The sequence below is a fragment of the Streptomyces sp. NPDC037288 genome, assembly GCF_055603265.1.
Genome location: NZ_JBVJVY010000080.1, coordinates 1 through 14,885 on the forward strand (window position 1 = coordinate 1; position 14,885 = coordinate 14,885).

Genomic DNA, 14,885 nt, shown 5'->3' on the forward strand with positions numbered 1-14,885 from the left:
CCCGTGCTGCACACGTCTTCCACACCAACCCCCCCCCCCCCCCCCCCCCCCCCCCCCCCCCCCCCCCCCCCCCCCCCCCCTTTCCCCCCCCCCCCCCCCCCCCCCCCCCCCCCCCCCCCCCCCCCCCCCCGCCCCCCGGCGCCTGGCGGTCCGTGGTGGACTGAGGGCGTGAATGTGCTGCCGAACCGACTGGTCGACGTCCTCCAACGCTTCAACGCCGCTCACCCCTGGGATCACAACGCCCGTTTCCACCCATGGCTGCTACGGCAGTTGCCGCGGCGGGTCCGTACCGCCCTGGACGTGGGCTGCGGCAGCGGTGATCTGGCCCGGGTGCTGGCGCGGCGTGCGGAGGCGGTCGTCGGGGTGGATGCCGACGCCGGGATTCTGGACCGGGCGCGAGAGCTGACGGCCGCGGACCTTCCCGTCACCTAAACCCTCGCCTGCGCCCCGTACGACCTTCCCACCGGCCCCTACGACGTCATCACCTGTGTCGCCGTGCTCCATCACCTCCCCTTCGCCGAGACCCTCGTCCGTCTCCGGAAGGAGCTGGCGCCGGGTGGCACGCTGGTCGTCGTGGGGTGTGCGCGGGACGCGCGGCCCGCCGATCACGCGCTCGGGCTCGTCTCGGTACCGCTCAACGCGCTGACCGGATGGCTGAAGAACCGCGGCCGGCCGGCTGTCCGCAGGCCCGTGTCCATGACCGCGCCCACCCGTGCGCCCGCAATGACCTATGACGAGGTCGGGCGGGAGGCCCGTCGGCTGCTTCCCGGGGCCCGGTTCCGACGGCGGCTCTTCTGGCGTTACACCCTTGTCTGGCGGGCTCCCGAGTCCTAGCCGGGACCAGGGGCGGGGGTCACGCGGGTGTGGCCGCCCGGTGCCGGTGCGGGAAGCCGAAGAGGTACGTCGCCGCGAAGCCGACCGCGTATCCGGTCAGCAGCCCGCCCGCGTAGATCGCCGCCGCGACCGCCGGGCCCCGGTTCCCCGCCAGCAGCGGGAACAGGGCCCAGCCCGACGGTCCGATCGCCGTCGCTCCCACCCGGGTGCCGAGCATCGCGAAGAAACCGACGAACCCCCCGCCCGCCGCGCCGCCCGCGCAGGCCGTCAGGAACGGCCGGCCGAGGGGGAGCGAGACGCCGTAGATCAGGGGCTCGCCGACGCCCAGCAGCCCGGCCGGGAGCGCCGAGCGGATCGTCGTGCGCAGGCAGACGTCGTGGCGCAGGCGGATGTACACCGCGAGCGCCGCGCCCACCTGGCCCGCACCCGCCATGGCCAGCAGGGGGAGCAGGACGGTGTAGCCCTGCTGCTCGATGAGGGTGGTGTGGATGGGGATGAGGGCCTGGTGCAGGCCCAGCATGACCAGCGGCAGGAAGAGGCCGCCCAGGACGAGTCCGGCGGCGGCCCCGGCGGTCGCGAGGAGCCAGTTCGCCGCCGTGCCGATCGCCGACGCCACCGCACCGGCCGCGTACATCAGGCCGTACAGCGTCACCAGCCCGGGGACGAGCACGGTGACCGTGGGGGTGAGCAGGACGTCCAGGGCTCCGGGGACCCTGCCCCGGCACCACTTCTCCACCCGCGTCGCCAGCAGCGCCGCCACGAGTGCGCCGAGCACCCCGCCCTGTCCGGGCGCCAGATGCGTCCCGAACGCCGTCACCTTCGCCACGCCCGGATACACGACGACGGCGGCGACCGCGGCACCGAGCACGGGGGTGCCGCCGAACTCCCTGGCCGTGTGGTGGCCGACGAACACCGCGATCAGCGCGAGGAAGGCGGAGGCGATCGCGGACAGGGCGGGGGTCAGGCCGGGCAGCCAGCCGGCGTTGACCAGCAGACCGTTGAGTCCGGCGAGGACACCGCAGCCGATCAGGGCGGGGATGAGCGGCACGAAGACGTTCGCGACGCGCCGCAGGGCGGTCTTGAACGGGGTGGCGTTCCGCCGCCGCAGCTCCTCCCTCAACCGCGCCCCGCGCTCCGCCGTCTCGTCGTCCCCCGCCGGCGACCGAGCCCCGCGGTCCGCCGCCTCGTCCGCCTTCTCCGGCAACCGAGCCCCGCCGCCCCCCGGCCGCCCGGCGGTGACCCGCGCCTCCACCTCCGACGTGACCTCGTCGACCACCCCGGGGCCGAGGACGATCTGGCAGGTGGGGCCGTCGGACACCACCCCGAGGACGCCGGGCAGGGCACGCAGCTCCGCCTCCCTCGCCGCCGCCGGGTCGGCGAGGGTCAGCCGGAGTCGGGTCATGCAGTGGGCCACGGAGGTGACGTTGGCCGGGCCGCCGACCCGGGTCAGGATGGCGGTCGCGGTGGAGGCGGGGTCGTTGCGCACGCCCCGAGCGTGCGGGTCAGCGGGCCGTGTGCGCCAGCGCGGCACGCAGATGGCCGCCGGACTCCTCCAGAAGGCGGGCGGCCGTCGGGCCGTCGACCCCGGCGAGCAGCGCCAGGATCGCGTTCTTCACCTCGCCGCCGGACTCGGTGAGGGCCTTCTCGATCTCCTCGTCCGAGGCGCCCGTGGCGAGGGACACGATCCGGCGCGAGCGGGCCCGGAGTTTGTCGTTCGACGCGCGGACGTCGACCATCAGGTTCCCGTAGGTCTTGCCGAGCCGGATCATCGTGATCGTCGACAGCATGTTGAGGACGAGCTTCTGGGCCGTGCCGGCCTTCAGCCGGGTCGAGCCGGTGACCAGCTCCGGTCCGACCACGACCTCGATGCCGTGCTCGGCCGCCGCCGCGAGCGCGCTGCGCGCGTTGCAGGCCAGGCCGATGGTCAGCGCGCCCAGGGCGCGGGCGTGCTCGACGGCACCGATCGCGTAGGGGGTTCGGCCGGAGGCGGACACGCCGACGACCGTGTCGTCCGGGGAGGGCTTCAGGGCGTCAAGGTCCCTGCGGGCCAGCTCCTTGGAGTCCTCGGCACCCTCGACGGAGGTGACCATCGCCTCCGGGCCGCCCGCGATGAGGCCGACGACCTGGGCGGGATCGGTGTTGAAGGTGGGCGGGCACTCGGAGGCGTCCAGCACACCGAGGCGGCCGGCGGTGCCCGCGCCGGCGTAGATCAGCCGTCCGCCGCGCGCCATCCGTTCCGCGAGGGCGTCGATGGCGGCGGCGATCGGGGGAAGCTGGGCGGCGACGGCGGCGGGCACGCCCGCGTCCTCACCGTTCATCAGACGGGCGATCTCGAGGGTGGGCAGACGATCGATGTCGGCCAGCTCCGGCCGGAAGGCTTCGGTGGTCAGGGAAGCCAACTGACGACGCAGGTCAGAGGAGGTCATGGGGGGTGGCTCTCTCAGGTCTGGGTGCCGTTGTGCGTGCTGTTGCTCACCCGAGGTGATTCACCTGGGTCTGGTGCGATGCCGATGAGCCAGCGCCTCGTACGACGCGGCCAGCGCGGGCGCCGCCGTCTCGTACGTCCGCTGGGCCACTCCCACGAACAAGCAGTCCACCACGAGCAGTTGACTCGTCCGCGAGGACATCGCGGCCGGTCTCAGCTCGCTCTCCCGTGAGGTGGACGTGGTCAGTACGTGGTCGGCGTACTGGGTGACCGGCGAGTCGGGCCGGCCGGTGATGGCCACGGTCGTGGCCCCGTGCTCGAAAGCGACCCGCAGCGGCTCGATGACGTCCCCCGTCGAGCCGGAGTGGGTGATCGCGATCGCCACGTCGCCGGAGCCCAGCTGCACCGCGTTGGTCACCGCGAGGTGCGGATCGCTGTGGGCGTGGGCTATGAGGCCTATGCGCAGCAGCTTCTGGGTGAGGTCCTGGGCGACGAGCCCGGACGCCCCTATGCCGTACACATCGGTACGCCGGGCGTCGGCCAGCGCGCCGACGGCCGCGCCGAGCTGGGCGGTGTCGAGGCCGGCGGCCGTGTCGGCGAGGGTCTGCTGCTCCTCGTAGGCGAGCTTGGCGACGACGTCGGCGATGGGGTCGTCCACCGCGATGTCGGTCGTGATGGCGGGCGCGCGCCCCGACTGCTGCTGCGCGGCGAGCCCGGCGAGGGCGAGCCGCAGGTCGCGGTAGCCGGGGTAGCCGAGCAGGCGGGCGGTGCGTACGACGGTGGCCTCGCTGGTGCCGGTGAGTTCGGCGAGGCCGGTGACCGTGAGGGCGGCGCAGCCGGCCGGGTCGCTCGCGACGGCCTCCGCCACGCGCTGCATGGACCGGGTCATGGAAGGGGCGAGGGTGCGCACCTTGGCGGCGAGGGAGCCGCCCGGACTGCCGAAAATTTCCTTCACGTCCTGGGTCACGTATGAAAGATATTTTCGGTTCGGCGTCGTGGTCAAGAGTGCGCACAATGAGTTGTATGGAACCCATCGGTCCTCTCGAGCAGGCCCTGCATGCCGCGCGCGCCCTCGTGCTGGCCGACCTCGTCGCGGGCCAGGTCGCGGAGGCGGACGTGGTGTCGCTGGTCGAGGACTCCGTCGCCGAGCGGCGCTGGTGGGTCGAGCAGTGGCCGGACGGCGCCGCCTACGTGGCCGGGCTGGTCGCACAGGACGTCCAGGACGCGCTGCTGGAGCGGTACGGCCGCTGGCCGCTGTGCCCGGTGTGCGGTTCCGGCGACCCGCACGCGCTGGACGTGGAGCCCGAACTGGGCCCCGACCCGCACTGGGTGTGCAGCCAGGCGGGCGTGAGAGTGGCGGCCGTGGGCTCACTGGGTACGGCCACGGGCGGAACGGCCTCGTCGTGACGCTGTACATCGACCCGCCCGCCTGGCCCGGACACGGCCGCGTGTGGTCGCACCTGGTCAGCGATGTGTCGTACGACGAACTGCACCGGTTCGCCGCGCGGTTGGGCCTGCCCCGGCGGGCCTTCGAGCGCGATCACTACGACCTTCCGTCGCACCGGTACGCGGACGCGGTGGCCGCCGGAGCGGTGGAGGTCAGCAGCCGCGAGGTGGTGCGGCTGCTGACGGACTCGGGCCTGCGCCGGCGCAAGGGGTCCGTTCAGCGGCGCAGTTCGTAGGCCAGCTCCTCGCCCGCGTCGTCCTCCTCGCTCACCCGGACGAACCCGGCCCGGCCGACCACGGCCTGTGAGGCGGTGTTGTCCCGCTCGACGGTCGCGAAGAGGGAACCGACGTCCTCACGGGCCAGCGCCCAGTCGGCCAGGGTACGCAGCGCCTGCGTCGCGTACCCCTGGCCGCGGGCGCCCTCGACGAGGTCGTAGCCGATCTCCACCCGGCCGTCCTCGTCCGGGGCGCCGTGGAAGCCGATGCCGCCGACCGCGCGGCCGTCCTCGTGCCGGACGAGCACGAAGACCCCGAACTCCGGCCGGTGCACACCGGCTTCGTACGCCTTCAGCAGGAAGGAGGCGGCCTCCCGGGTGCCCTCGTACGGCCCGCCGTCGAGCCAGTTGAAGCCACCGTCGCCGCCGAGCCGCAGATCGCGGGCGGCGGCCGGGCGGACGCCGACCAGGGTGAAGCGCTCGGCCGGGATGACGAGGTTGTTGCGCCAGCGCCACTCGGTGACCGGGGCGCGGCCGGGCAGCTCGCCGCGTCCGGTCGCCCACAGCAGGGTCGGCCAGGGCGCGGGGCCGGGCTGGACGTGCGGGAAGAGGCAGGCCAGGAGGGACGCGACGAGGTCGGCCGGCGGCTCGTAGCCGATCCCCAGCCCCTCCGTCATGTCGTGCGTGTGCAGCAGCACCTCGGCGACGCCCATGGCCGCGAAGCCCTCCGCGTCGGCGCTGCGGAAGGGGTAGGGGTGGAAGCCACGGACACCGGGCGGGGCGGTGCGGACGGCGGCGGCGAGCAGCGCGCCGGTCGTCTCGATCACGTGCAGCAGGCCCGCGTTGTCGGTGCCCTCGTCGAGGGTCAGCTCGAAGGGGACGTAGGCGTCCTGCGCGCGTCCGGCCAGGTTGGCGGCGTAGGCGACCAGGTCGTCGGCGACATGGACCGCGGTGGCGCGGCAGTCCCACTCCACCCGCCCGGCCCGGACGGCGCTCCAGTCCCGGTCCACCGCCGCGCGCAGCGCTGCCGTGCAGCCTGCCACGGCCTCGATCACATCGTCCCCGGTTATCGGTCGCATGGGCGAACCCTAGGGCGTGCCCTCCCTCAGGGCGACAGCATTTCCAGCTCGCCCGAGAGGTTGTAGCGGGCGGTGGCCTCCCAGTGCTCCTGGCCGTACGGGGTGCGGAACAACCGGGGCAGGCCGAGGAGTTGGCGGAGAACCGCCGAACGCCCTTGCCGGAAGGCGTCGTTCGGCACGAAGTGGTACTCCTCGCGTACCTCGGCGGTGTAGGCGGCGTACGCCGACGGGGGCGCGGCCAGGATCGCGAGGTCGGCGTCGCACAGCACCTGGCCGTCGCGGTCGTCGTCGGCCGGGTCGTGCGTGACGGTGAGCCGGACCAGCCGGGCCACCTCGGCGGTCTTGTCCCGCGGGACGCCGGCCTCGGGGAGGGCGCGTTCGGCGAGGCGGGCGGAGCGTTCCTCGTTCGTCGACCGCTCGGGCAGATAGACGGCGTCGTGGAACCAGGCGGCCAGGCGTACGACGTCCGGGTCGGCGGCGTACTTCTCCAGTACGTCGACGTGGTCGAGGACCGCCGCCAGATGCTCGACGGTGTGGTACCGGCGCTGCGGCTCCTGCCAGCGGCGCAGCAGGGCATCGGCGTACCGGGACGGGTCCGGGGCGCGGGAGTCGTCGTCCCGTGCCGCGAGCAGGGCGTGCAGCCAGCGGGAACGCAGGTCGTCGAGGTCGGCCATGCCGCCATTCTCCCGCCGGGCGGCCCGAAACGTGGGGGGAGGGGGAACTCGACGTCTTCGGGTGAGGGGGCGCTCCCGTACAGGCGTAGTCTTGGAATTGGACTAGACCTGTAGTGCCGACGGACGAATTGGGGTGCCATGAGCAAGCGTGCAGTCCTGGAGGTGATCGCGCTCGACGTCGAGGACGCGGTCGCCGCCCAGGCCGGAGGCGCGGACCGCCTGGAGCTGGTCACCGACATGGCGGCCGACGGGCTCAGCCCCGCGCCCGCCACCGTCGCCGGGATCCGGGCCGCCGTCGACATCGACCTGCGCGTGATGCTCCGCCTCGCGGACGGGTTCGCGGCCGGTGACGTGGACCCGCTGGTCCGGGCCGCCGGCGAGCTGCGCGAGGCCGGCGCCGACCAGTTCGTCCTCGGCTTCCTCGACGCGCACGGCGCGGTCGACCTGGCGGCGGTGGAGCGGGTGGTCCACGCGCTGGACGGCTGCGCGTGGACCTTCCACCGGGCGATCGACCACGCCGCCGACCGCAACGCCCTGCGCAAACAACTCGCCGACCTGCCCGGCCTCGACACGTACCTCACCGCGGGCGCCGCCGGCGGGGTGGACGAGGGACTGCCGACCTTGGTCGCGGAGGCGGGCCGGCGGGGCGAGCCGGGGTACGAGCAGCAGCTCCTGGTCGGCGGCGGACTGCGCCTGGAACACGTCCCGCGGCTGCGGACCGCCGGTATCGACGCCTTCCACATCGGTGGGGCGGCGCGGCCCTCCGGGTGGGAGGGGCCGGCTTCCGAGGGGGCTGTGGCCGAGTGGCGGAGGGTGCTGGACGGGGAGAACGCCGCCTAGCTGCTCGTGATCAATACACCTGGCCGCTTGCCGGCGTCAGCCGGCCGCCATCCCGACGATCACGAGCAGCACGAACGAGGTGAAGCCGAGGAGCGGGACGAGGCCCACCACTCCCATCGGGCGTGCGAACACCGGGCGGCCCGGATCCAGCCCGGGGTGCTGGGGGGCGACCGGTGCGGGAAGCTTCCGGATCTTGGACAGGGCGAAGAGGTTGATCAGCAGCGTGATGGGCGTCATGAACAACGACATCGGGCCCCACCACCCCTGTGCCAGCGTGTCCGACTGCATCTTCCGGAAGACGGCCAGCGCGCAGGTGCGGCAGAAGGTGCCGTGCCGCCGCAGCTGCCGCATGATCACCACCATGCCCTGATGGCCGCGGACCGTCACCGGCGCCGCCGGCGACGCACCGCACACCTCGCACCCGACGCCGGGGGCGGACGGGTACGCGCCGGGGGCTTGCTGGTACCCGGCCTGCCCGTAGCCGCCCGGCGCCTGCTCGTACGGCCCGGAGGGCTGCGGGTAGCCCGCCGGGGCCTGCTGGTAGCCCGCCGGGGCGGCCTGCTGGTAGGGGCCGGGGTGCTGCTGGTACGGGTTCTGCTGGTACGGGTTCTGCTGGTACGCGGGGTGCGGAGGCGGTGGAGTGCTCAACGGAGGCCTTTCCGTGGGGACATGACGGAACCGCAGAGCACCCTAGGCCGTCAGGCCAACTGAGCCGGTACCGGGGCCGAGTGCGTCACGATCAGACCCGACACCGCACGCGTCAGCGCCACGTACAGGCGCCGCAGGCCGGTGCGTTCGTCCGGCTCGCCGTCCACCACCGCCTGGGGCTCGTCCAGGACCACGTAGTCGTACTCCAGGCCCTTGGCCAGGGAGGCCGGGACGAGGGTGAGGCGGGTTTCGCGGGTGGTCTCCTCGCCGGGGGCGAGGTACGGGATCCCCGCCGCCGTCAGCGCCTCGGCCAGCGCCGGGATCCGGGCGTCGGCGGCGATCAGGCCCGTCGAGCCCTCGTTGCGCAGCAACTCCTCGCAGGCTGCGACGACCTCGGAGGCCCTTGTCGTCGGACGGACCTCGAAGAAGCCCGGGTTCTCGCGGACCGAAGCGACCGGGGTGAGACCCGGGGCGATGTGCGGGAGCAGGCGGGAGGCGTAGGTGATGACGTCCGTGGGGACGCGGAAGCCCGCCGTCAGCTCCTCGATGACACCCTCCGTCTTGCCGAGGTGGGCGAGGGCCTCGTCCCAGCTGCGGGTCGCCCAGGGAGTCGTGCCCTGCGCCAGGTCGCCCAGCACCGTCGCGCTGCCCGTGGTGCAGCGGCGGCCGACGGCCCGGTACTGCATGGGGGAGAGGTCCTGCGCCTCGTCGAGGACCACGTGGCCCAGCGAGTGCGTGCGCTGGATCAGGTCCGCCGTCTCGTCGACCAGCACCGCGTCCGCCGGCGACCACTTCGCCGACTTCACGCTGCGCACCGGCCCGGCCCACAGGATCGTCTTCTGCTCGTCCTCGTCCAGGACCCCGGCGGCGTGCTCGGCGAGGAAGTCCGCGTCGGTCAGCAGCCGCAGGACCAGCTTCGCCGGATCCACGGCCGGCCAGATCTCCTTCACGGCCGCCTTCACCGCGCTGTTGCGGGCGACGGCGTCCTGTACCCGGTCGTCCGGCGCCTCCCCGGACCGCTCCATCTGCACCAGCACCGCGTGCGCGATCCGCTGCGGCAACGCCTCGCGGGCGGCGCCGTACCGGATGTCCCGCTGCCGCAACTCCCGGACCATGTTCTCCAGTTCGTACGCCGGAACCCGCCAGCGCCGCGAGCCGCGCACCACCACGACCGGCTCCGTCGGCGTCGTCACATGGGAGTACAGGGCCCGGCGCAGCACCTCGGCCATCCGGGCGTCGCCCTTGACCACGGCCGCGGCGGCGTCGTCCGTCCCGCGCACCTCCACCTGCGCGACCAGGTCGTCCACGGTGGCCTGCCGCACCGCCAACTCGCCCAGGGCGGGGAGGACCTGCTCGATGTAGTGGAGGAAGGAGCGGTTCGGGCCGATGACGAGGGTGCCGGTGCGGGCGAGCCGCTCCCGGTGGGCGTAGAGGAGGTAGGCGACCCGGTGCAGGCCGACGGCGGTCTTCCCGGTGCCGGGTCCGCCCTGGACGCAGACCGTGCCGGACAGACCGGAGCGGACGATCTCGTCCTGCTCGGGCTGGATGGTGGCGACGATGTCCCGCATGGGGCCGACGCGCGGCCGTTCGATCTCCTGCTGGAGGAGCTTGCTGGTGGTGGCCGCCTCGGTTCTGTCGGAGAGGTGCTCGTCCTCGTACGCGGTCAGGTCGCCGCCGGTGTAGCCGAAGCGGCGGCGCAGCCCGACGTCCATCGGGTCCTTCTTGGACGCCCGGTAGAACGGCTGCGAGACCGGGGCACGCCAGTCGATGACCATGGGGTCGCCGTCGGCGTCGTGGACGTGCCGCCGCCCGATGTAGAAACGCTCGCCCTCCGCTCCCTCGGCCTGGTCGGCGCCGGGTGCGTGCAGGTAGTCGAGCCGGCCGAAGAACAGCGGGGTGTCGCTGAGGTCGGCCAGCGCCTTGATCCGCTCGTCGATCTGGCGGGACAGCACTTCGGCGTTGACCCAGTTCGCGGTGACGTCGCGGATGTCCAGCGCCTCGACGTCCTCGCGCATGGCACGCAGGGCGGAACGGGACGCGGCGAGGTGGGAGCGTTCCCGGGCGAGGGGGTCGTCGAGCGGGTCGTGGGCGGGCGCGGACAACGGGGTGCCTCCGGATCTCCGTCTTGCGTGACTGTCGTCTTGCGTGACTGTCGTCTTCCGACTTCGGACCGTCCGGTTTCCGTCCGGGCGGCGGCACTCCGCGAGAGGGAGGCGGGCAAGAGCGGAGATTCTAAGGGAGGCGCTCAGGGACGGGCCAATGAATTGTTCCCGGCCGCACCCGCCGGCCGGACCATCTGCGCCGCCGCCAGCCGCCGGTACACCGGACTGGCGGTGAGCAGCTCCTCATGACGGCCGCAGGCGCTGACCCGGCCCTCGTCCAGGACCACGATCCGGTCCGCGTGCTGAACGGTGGAGAGCCGGTGCGCGATGACGAGGACCGCGCACTCCCGGGTGATGTCCTTCAGCGCCGCGGTGAGCGCGGCCTCGTTGAGGGCGTCGAGGTGGGAGGTGGGTTCGTCGAGGAGCAGCAGCGCCGGGCGGGTGAGCAGGGCGCGGGCCAGGGCGACGCGCTGGCGCTCGCCACCCGACAGGGTGGCGCCGTGTTCGCCGACGGCGCCGTGCAGTCCGCCGGGCAGCCGCTCGGCCACCTGGTCGAGGCGGGCCAGCCTGAGGGCTCGGCGCACCTCGTCCTCCGAGGCGTCGGGACGGCCGTAGACGACGTTGTCGCGGAGCGTGCCGCGCACGACATGGCTGCTCTGGTCCACGATGGCGAGTCCGGCCCGGCTGGCGTCCCGGCCGATGTCCGCGGCGGGGCACCCGTGGAAGCGGAGCCGGCCCGCGTCGGGTTCGTAGAACCGGGCGATCAGTGCGAACACGGTGCTCTTGCCCGCCCCGGAGAGCCCGACCAGGGCGACCTGCCGGCGCTGCGGCACCGTGAAGGAGACCCCGCGCAGCACCGGCCGCCCCGGCCGGTAGGCGAAGTGGACGTCCTCCAGTGCCAGGGCCGGTGCGTGCGCCGGTACGTGCGCGGGTGCCTGCCGGGCGGGCCGGGCCGTGGGACCGGTGGGTTCGACGGGCAGGTCCAGGGTCTGCTCGATGCGCAGGTGGGCGCCCATGCCCCGCTGGATCAGACCGGCCGCGCGGAACACCGAGGACAGGGGGACGACGAGGTAGGAGGCGTACAGCAGGAAGGCGACCAGGTCGCCCACGGAGTGGCCCCCGCCGTGTGTGCGCAGGCCCCCGACGACGAGGACCAGGAGGAAGGAGCCCTGGACGGCGAGTTCCACGGCCGAGCTCATGACCGCGGCGTACTTCGCGGTCCGCACCCCGGCGGCGCAGGCCTCGTCGACGCGGGCGCCGATGCGGGCCGCCTCCCGCTGCTCGGCGCGGTACACCCGGACCATGGACAGGGCGCCCAGGGCGCGTTCCAGGTCGGCGGCGAGGGCGCCGACGGACGACTGCATGTGCTCGGAGGCGGTGCGGATGCCCCGGAGCAGCAGGGCGACCACGGCCGCCGCGGTCGCCACGGTCGCCGTGACGAGGAGCAGCAGCAGCGGGTCCAGCCATGCCATCAGGGCCAGCGCGCCGGCGGCGACCACGGCCCCGGTGACCAGGTCCACCAGCGCCTGGGCGACCACCTCGCGCAGCAGGGTGGTGTCGGCGGTCACCCGTGCGATCAGGTCACCGCAGCGCTGCCGGTCGTACTCCCGCATCTCCAGGCGCAGCAGCCGCCCCACCAGGGTGTGGCGCAGTGTCCGTACGACGCCTTCGCCCATCCGCTCCAGCAGGAACCGGCCGGCGGAGCCGGTGGCGGCCTCGGCGGCGAACAGGGCGGTGAGCAGCAGCAGCGGCGGCCAGAGGGGCTGCTGCCCGCCGCCGCTCGCGTCCACCACCCGTTTGGCCAGCAACGGCTGGGCGAGCCCCAGCGCGGACGCGACGAGGGTCAGCGTGGTGGCCACGGCGATCGCGCCGCGGTGGCGGGCGGTGAGCCGGTAGACCGCGCGGATCGCGGCACGCGTGGACCGGTCGGTGTCCTCCTCGCCGTGGGTGTCCTGCTCACCGGCCGTCATCGCCGTACCGGGCCGACGGCCATCAGGCGGGCGAAGTACCCGTCGGGTGCGTCCTCGCCCACCGGCCGGCCCTCTGCCTCGATCCAGGCGTGTGCGGTGAACGGCGGTACGACGCGGACGCCCGTGCACCAGGTCGGCCAGGTGCCGCCGAGCCTGCACAGCAGGGCGGCCCCGAGGGAGCGGGGCAGGCAGCCCTTCGGCCCGGCGCAGCGCAGGCTCACCGCGCACACGGCGTCGCGGGCCTGCCCGGCCCGGGCCGCGGTCGCGGGGGCGGCGCCGCGGCGCAGCAGGCCGAGGACCGCGCGGATGCGGCGCGGTGGCAGCAGCGAGAGGACCACGGCCGGTACGAGGACCACCCGGGCGGCGAGCCGACGGCCGAGGGGAACCCCGTGCGGCCGTTCCAGGGCACTGGGCGTGGTCATTCGGCCAGCCCGCCGGCGCGCAGCTGCTCGACCAGGGCGGTGACGTCGGCCCGTGCGCGGCCGGGATCGACGTCGAACGCCTTCGTGACCGCCTCCGTCGCGGCCGCCTCGTCACCACCCGCCATGAGTGTGTCGACCACCAGGGTCGCGGTGGGGTTCAGCTCCCAGTACGCGCCGGAGCGCTGGTCGAGGAGGACGGTGCCGTAGTCGGTCTTCGCGGTGCAGATGTCGGCACCGAACCGCAATGCCATGACGGCTCTCCTTCGTCTGTTGGATCGTGGGTCACTTCGGCACGTCGTGCCGGGCCCGGTCGAGTGCCCGCAGCCACACCTCGACCGAGATGGTCGAGTACAGGACGGCCTCCCTGAGGTGCCGGGTGGCGGGGCGCTCGGCCAGGCGGCGCAGCATCTCGCCGTCCACCAGCCCGAGCCGCTCCAGGTGGGAGTCGTCCCACAGCGCCTTCAGGTCGGCGCGGTGCTCGCGCAGCCCGTCGGCCGCGTCCCTCGCGGCGGTGGCCTTGTTGGTGCGGCGCAGGCACTCCTCGGGCACGATGCCGCGCATGGCCGTGGTCAGGAGCGGCTTGTACTGCCAGGGCGAGACCCGTTCGTCGGGCCGGACGGCGAGGGCCGCCTCGATGACCCGGTCGTCGAGGAACGGCGAGGCCATGGGCAGCCCGCAGCGGGCCGCCATGTGGTCCCACTGCCGGATGATGCGGGTGCAGTTGCGGATCTGTTCCAGGTCGGCGTGGAGTCCCCGGTCGGGGTGCAGGGGCCGGGCCTGCCGGGCGGCCGTGCGCAGCTCCGTACGGGCCAGGCGCTCCGCCTCGGGGGTCACCCACTCGAACAGGCGCGGGCTCATGCCCCAGCCGAGGCTGGTGGCGACCGTCGGGGCCAGCGGGTCGCGCAGCCGGTGCTCCGCGTCCGCCAGCCAGGTGCCGTAGGACCGGGAGTCGGCCAGGGTGCCCAGCAAAGGGCCGAGCGGCCACTGCCACAGCGCCTTGAAGCCGCGCAGCTGCCGTAGCGCGAACAGCGGGCGGCGCCGCGCCAGCCGGTGGTAGTACGCCTCGGAGCACCAGGCGATGTGGTCGCCGCCGATGCCCGTCAGATGCACCCGGCTGCCCCGTTCGGCCATGGCCGGCAGGTGGTGCAGGACACGCGCGCGGTCCATGACGCCGATGGTGGGCTCGTCCAGTACGTCGTCGATGGTGAGCAGCCCGTCGTAGACGAGGGGCGAGGCCTCGGCGTCCCAGATGACGTGCTCGACGTCCGGCAGGGCGGCGGCGGCCCGCTTCGCCCAGTGCAGGTCGGTGTCGGCGGGGTCGCGCCCGGGCCAGGTGGAGGCGACGACACGGACCGGTGAGCGGTCGGCGAGGAAGCAGACGGAGGTGGAGTCGAGGCCGCCGGACAGGTCGCAGCTGACCGTACCGCCGTGCCGGGTGCGGGCGCGGACGGCCTCGGCGAGGGCCTCGCGGACGAGTGGGGCGCCCGTGCGCAGCGGGACGACCGGTTCCGGGGGTGTCCACCAGCGGGTGTGACGTGCGCTCTGCCCGTCCGGCGCGAGGACCAGCGCCTCGTGCGGGGCGACGGCGGTGACCTCGGGCCACAGCGGTTCGTCGAGCAGGGGGTGCGGAACGGGCCACAGCAGCCGTACGGCCAGGCGTTCGGGTGCCGGTTCGGCACCGAGCGCGGCGGCCAGGACGTCGGCCCGGGTCGCGGCCACCCGGGTGCCGTGCACCGAGGCGTGGAAGACGAGACGGAGGCCGGAGGCCGTGCCCTGCACCCGGATCCGTCCGTCGAGGGCGGCGACGAGGTGGCAGCTGCCGGGCAGCGAACGGGCCCACGCGTCGAGTGCGGCGAGGTCGCGCAGGGAACCGGCGACCCGCTCCAGTTCCCTGCGGTCGACGGGGACGCAGCCGACGAGGGCGAGGGCGGCGGGGCCGACACGCGCGCTGACGATCTCCTGGTCGTGCCAGTGGCCCACGAGCCAGGGCCGGCCCGAGGCGTGATCGAGGCTGCGGGTGCCGGGACGGGCGAAGGAGCGGGCCGCGGCGGTCGCGTCCGCGCGGTCGGCGAAGACCGCGAAGTGCGCGTCGCCGTGGCCCGTCCCCGCACGTGTGTGCAGATCAGTCATGACGTCAGGTCAGACATCCCATGGCGTAGGGATGTCAAGCGGCTCCGGCGAGGGTTGCGTGGTGTGACCACGCGGTGGCCTCGTCGTAGAGGGTGCGGGT

General features: G+C 74.0%; 14 protein-coding genes and 1 pseudogene. 4 read left to right on the plus strand and 11 right to left on the minus strand.

The window, feature by feature from the left end; all coding sequences use genetic code 11:
- Positions 1-168 precede the first annotated feature (168 nt).
- Positions 169-834 (plus strand): annotated as a pseudogene (locus ACZ7GZ_RS39885) (class I SAM-dependent methyltransferase).
- Between the two features lie 19 nt (positions 835-853).
- On the opposite strand, the gene ACZ7GZ_RS39890 reads toward ACZ7GZ_RS39885, so the two are convergent.
- Genes ACZ7GZ_RS39890 through ACZ7GZ_RS39900 form a run of 3 tightly spaced genes read right to left on the minus strand, consistent with a single transcriptional unit; the run spans position 854 to position 4,226 of the window.
- Positions 854-2,320: a PTS transporter subunit EIIC gene (locus tag ACZ7GZ_RS39890; protein WP_471032280.1), complete on the minus strand. Its 1,467-nt coding sequence runs from the start codon at positions 2,318-2,320 to the stop codon at positions 854-856.
- A 16-nt stretch (positions 2,321-2,336) separates the two neighbouring features.
- Positions 2,337-3,260, minus strand: a complete 924-nt coding sequence (gene murQ / locus ACZ7GZ_RS39895; protein ID WP_471032283.1) for an N-acetylmuramic acid 6-phosphate etherase — start codon at positions 3,258-3,260, stop codon at positions 2,337-2,339.
- Between the two features lie 60 nt (positions 3,261-3,320).
- A complete protein-coding gene (locus tag ACZ7GZ_RS39900) occupies positions 3,321-4,226 on the minus strand; it encodes a MurR/RpiR family transcriptional regulator (RefSeq protein ID WP_471032286.1) in 906 nt (301 codons plus the stop codon).
- Positions 4,227-4,282: 56 nt separating this feature from the next.
- Between ACZ7GZ_RS39900 and ACZ7GZ_RS39905 the strand changes: the two genes are divergently transcribed.
- On the plus strand, positions 4,283-4,666 hold the full coding sequence (locus tag ACZ7GZ_RS39905) for a hypothetical protein (protein WP_471032288.1): 384 nt from the start codon (positions 4,283-4,285) through the stop codon (positions 4,664-4,666).
- Positions 4,663-4,941: a DUF4031 domain-containing protein gene (locus ACZ7GZ_RS39910; protein WP_471032289.1), complete on the plus strand. Its 279-nt coding sequence runs from the start codon at positions 4,663-4,665 to the stop codon at positions 4,939-4,941. Before ACZ7GZ_RS39905 ends, ACZ7GZ_RS39910 begins: the two co-directional genes overlap by 4 nt.
- Here ACZ7GZ_RS39910 and ACZ7GZ_RS39915 read toward each other — a convergent pair.
- Complete coding sequence (locus ACZ7GZ_RS39915; RefSeq protein WP_471032291.1) at positions 4,923-5,999, minus strand: GNAT family N-acetyltransferase; 1,077 nt, start codon at positions 5,997-5,999, stop codon at positions 4,923-4,925. The two genes, ACZ7GZ_RS39910 and ACZ7GZ_RS39915, sit on opposite strands and share 19 nt — an antisense overlap.
- A 26-nt stretch (positions 6,000-6,025) precedes the next feature.
- Positions 6,026-6,673, minus strand: a complete 648-nt coding sequence (locus ACZ7GZ_RS39920; RefSeq protein ID WP_471032293.1) for an HD domain-containing protein — start codon at positions 6,671-6,673, stop codon at positions 6,026-6,028.
- A gap of 138 nt (positions 6,674-6,811) precedes the next feature.
- Here ACZ7GZ_RS39920 and ACZ7GZ_RS39925 point away from each other — a divergent pair, with 138 nt between their 5' ends.
- Positions 6,812-7,513: a copper homeostasis protein CutC gene (locus ACZ7GZ_RS39925; RefSeq protein WP_471032296.1), complete on the plus strand. Its 702-nt coding sequence runs from the start codon at positions 6,812-6,814 to the stop codon at positions 7,511-7,513.
- A 36-nt stretch (positions 7,514-7,549) separates the two neighbouring features.
- Here ACZ7GZ_RS39925 and ACZ7GZ_RS39930 read toward each other — a convergent pair whose 3' ends face one another.
- The 6 genes from ACZ7GZ_RS39930 to ACZ7GZ_RS39955 all read right to left on the minus strand — a co-directional run bounded on the left by ACZ7GZ_RS39930 (position 7,550) and on the right by ACZ7GZ_RS39955 (position 14,785).
- The gene (locus ACZ7GZ_RS39930; protein ID WP_471032299.1) at positions 7,550-8,161 is read right to left on the minus strand and encodes an LppU/SCO3897 family protein; all 612 of its coding nucleotides are present in this window, start codon (positions 8,159-8,161) and stop codon (positions 7,550-7,552) included.
- Between the two features lie 50 nt (positions 8,162-8,211).
- On the minus strand, positions 8,212-10,263 hold the full coding sequence (locus ACZ7GZ_RS39935; RefSeq protein ID WP_471032301.1) for a HelD family protein: 2,052 nt from the start codon (positions 10,261-10,263) through the stop codon (positions 8,212-8,214).
- A gap of 143 nt (positions 10,264-10,406) precedes the next feature.
- Positions 10,407-12,233: an ABC transporter ATP-binding protein gene (locus ACZ7GZ_RS39940; RefSeq protein WP_471032304.1), complete on the minus strand. Its 1,827-nt coding sequence runs from the start codon at positions 12,231-12,233 to the stop codon at positions 10,407-10,409.
- On the minus strand, positions 12,230-12,655 hold the full coding sequence (locus ACZ7GZ_RS39945) for a lasso peptide biosynthesis B2 protein (RefSeq protein WP_471032307.1): 426 nt from the start codon (positions 12,653-12,655) through the stop codon (positions 12,230-12,232). The genes ACZ7GZ_RS39940 and ACZ7GZ_RS39945 overlap by 4 nt, the downstream gene beginning before the upstream one ends.
- Positions 12,652-12,906, minus strand: coding sequence for a lasso peptide biosynthesis PqqD family chaperone (locus tag ACZ7GZ_RS39950; RefSeq protein ID WP_471032309.1), 255 nt, complete (start codon positions 12,904-12,906; stop codon positions 12,652-12,654). The genes ACZ7GZ_RS39945 and ACZ7GZ_RS39950 overlap by 4 nt, the downstream gene beginning before the upstream one ends.
- A 31-nt stretch (positions 12,907-12,937) precedes the next feature.
- Complete coding sequence (locus tag ACZ7GZ_RS39955) at positions 12,938-14,785, minus strand: lasso peptide isopeptide bond-forming cyclase (RefSeq protein WP_471032312.1); 1,848 nt, start codon at positions 14,783-14,785, stop codon at positions 12,938-12,940.
- Positions 14,786-14,885 lie beyond the last annotated feature (100 nt).

What these genes read in the sequence shown, in the direction of transcription:
- murQ (WP_471032283.1), bottom strand. Translation starts at nt 3,260, where the DNA reads ATGACCTCCTCTGACCTGCGTCGTCAGTTGGCTTCCCTGACCACCGAA.
- ACZ7GZ_RS39905 (WP_471032288.1), top strand. Translation starts at nt 4,283, where the DNA reads ATGGAACCCATCGGTCCTCTCGAGCAGGCCCTGCATGCCGCGCGCGCC.
- ACZ7GZ_RS39915 (WP_471032291.1), bottom strand. Translation starts at nt 5,999, where the DNA reads ATGCGACCGATAACCGGGGACGATGTGATCGAGGCCGTGGCAGGCTGC.
- ACZ7GZ_RS39920 (WP_471032293.1), bottom strand. Translation starts at nt 6,673, where the DNA reads ATGGCCGACCTCGACGACCTGCGTTCCCGCTGGCTGCACGCCCTGCTC.
- ACZ7GZ_RS39925 (WP_471032296.1), top strand. Translation starts at nt 6,812, where the DNA reads ATGAGCAAGCGTGCAGTCCTGGAGGTGATCGCGCTCGACGTCGAGGAC.
- ACZ7GZ_RS39940 (WP_471032304.1), bottom strand. Translation starts at nt 12,233, where the DNA reads ATGACGGCCGGTGAGCAGGACACCCACGGCGAGGAGGACACCGACCGG.
- ACZ7GZ_RS39945 (WP_471032307.1), bottom strand. Translation starts at nt 12,655, where the DNA reads ATGACCACGCCCAGTGCCCTGGAACGGCCGCACGGGGTTCCCCTCGGC.
- ACZ7GZ_RS39950 (WP_471032309.1), bottom strand. Translation starts at nt 12,906, where the DNA reads ATGGCATTGCGGTTCGGTGCCGACATCTGCACCGCGAAGACCGACTAC.
- ACZ7GZ_RS39955 (WP_471032312.1), bottom strand. Translation starts at nt 14,785, where the DNA reads ATGACTGATCTGCACACACGTGCGGGGACGGGCCACGGCGACGCGCAC.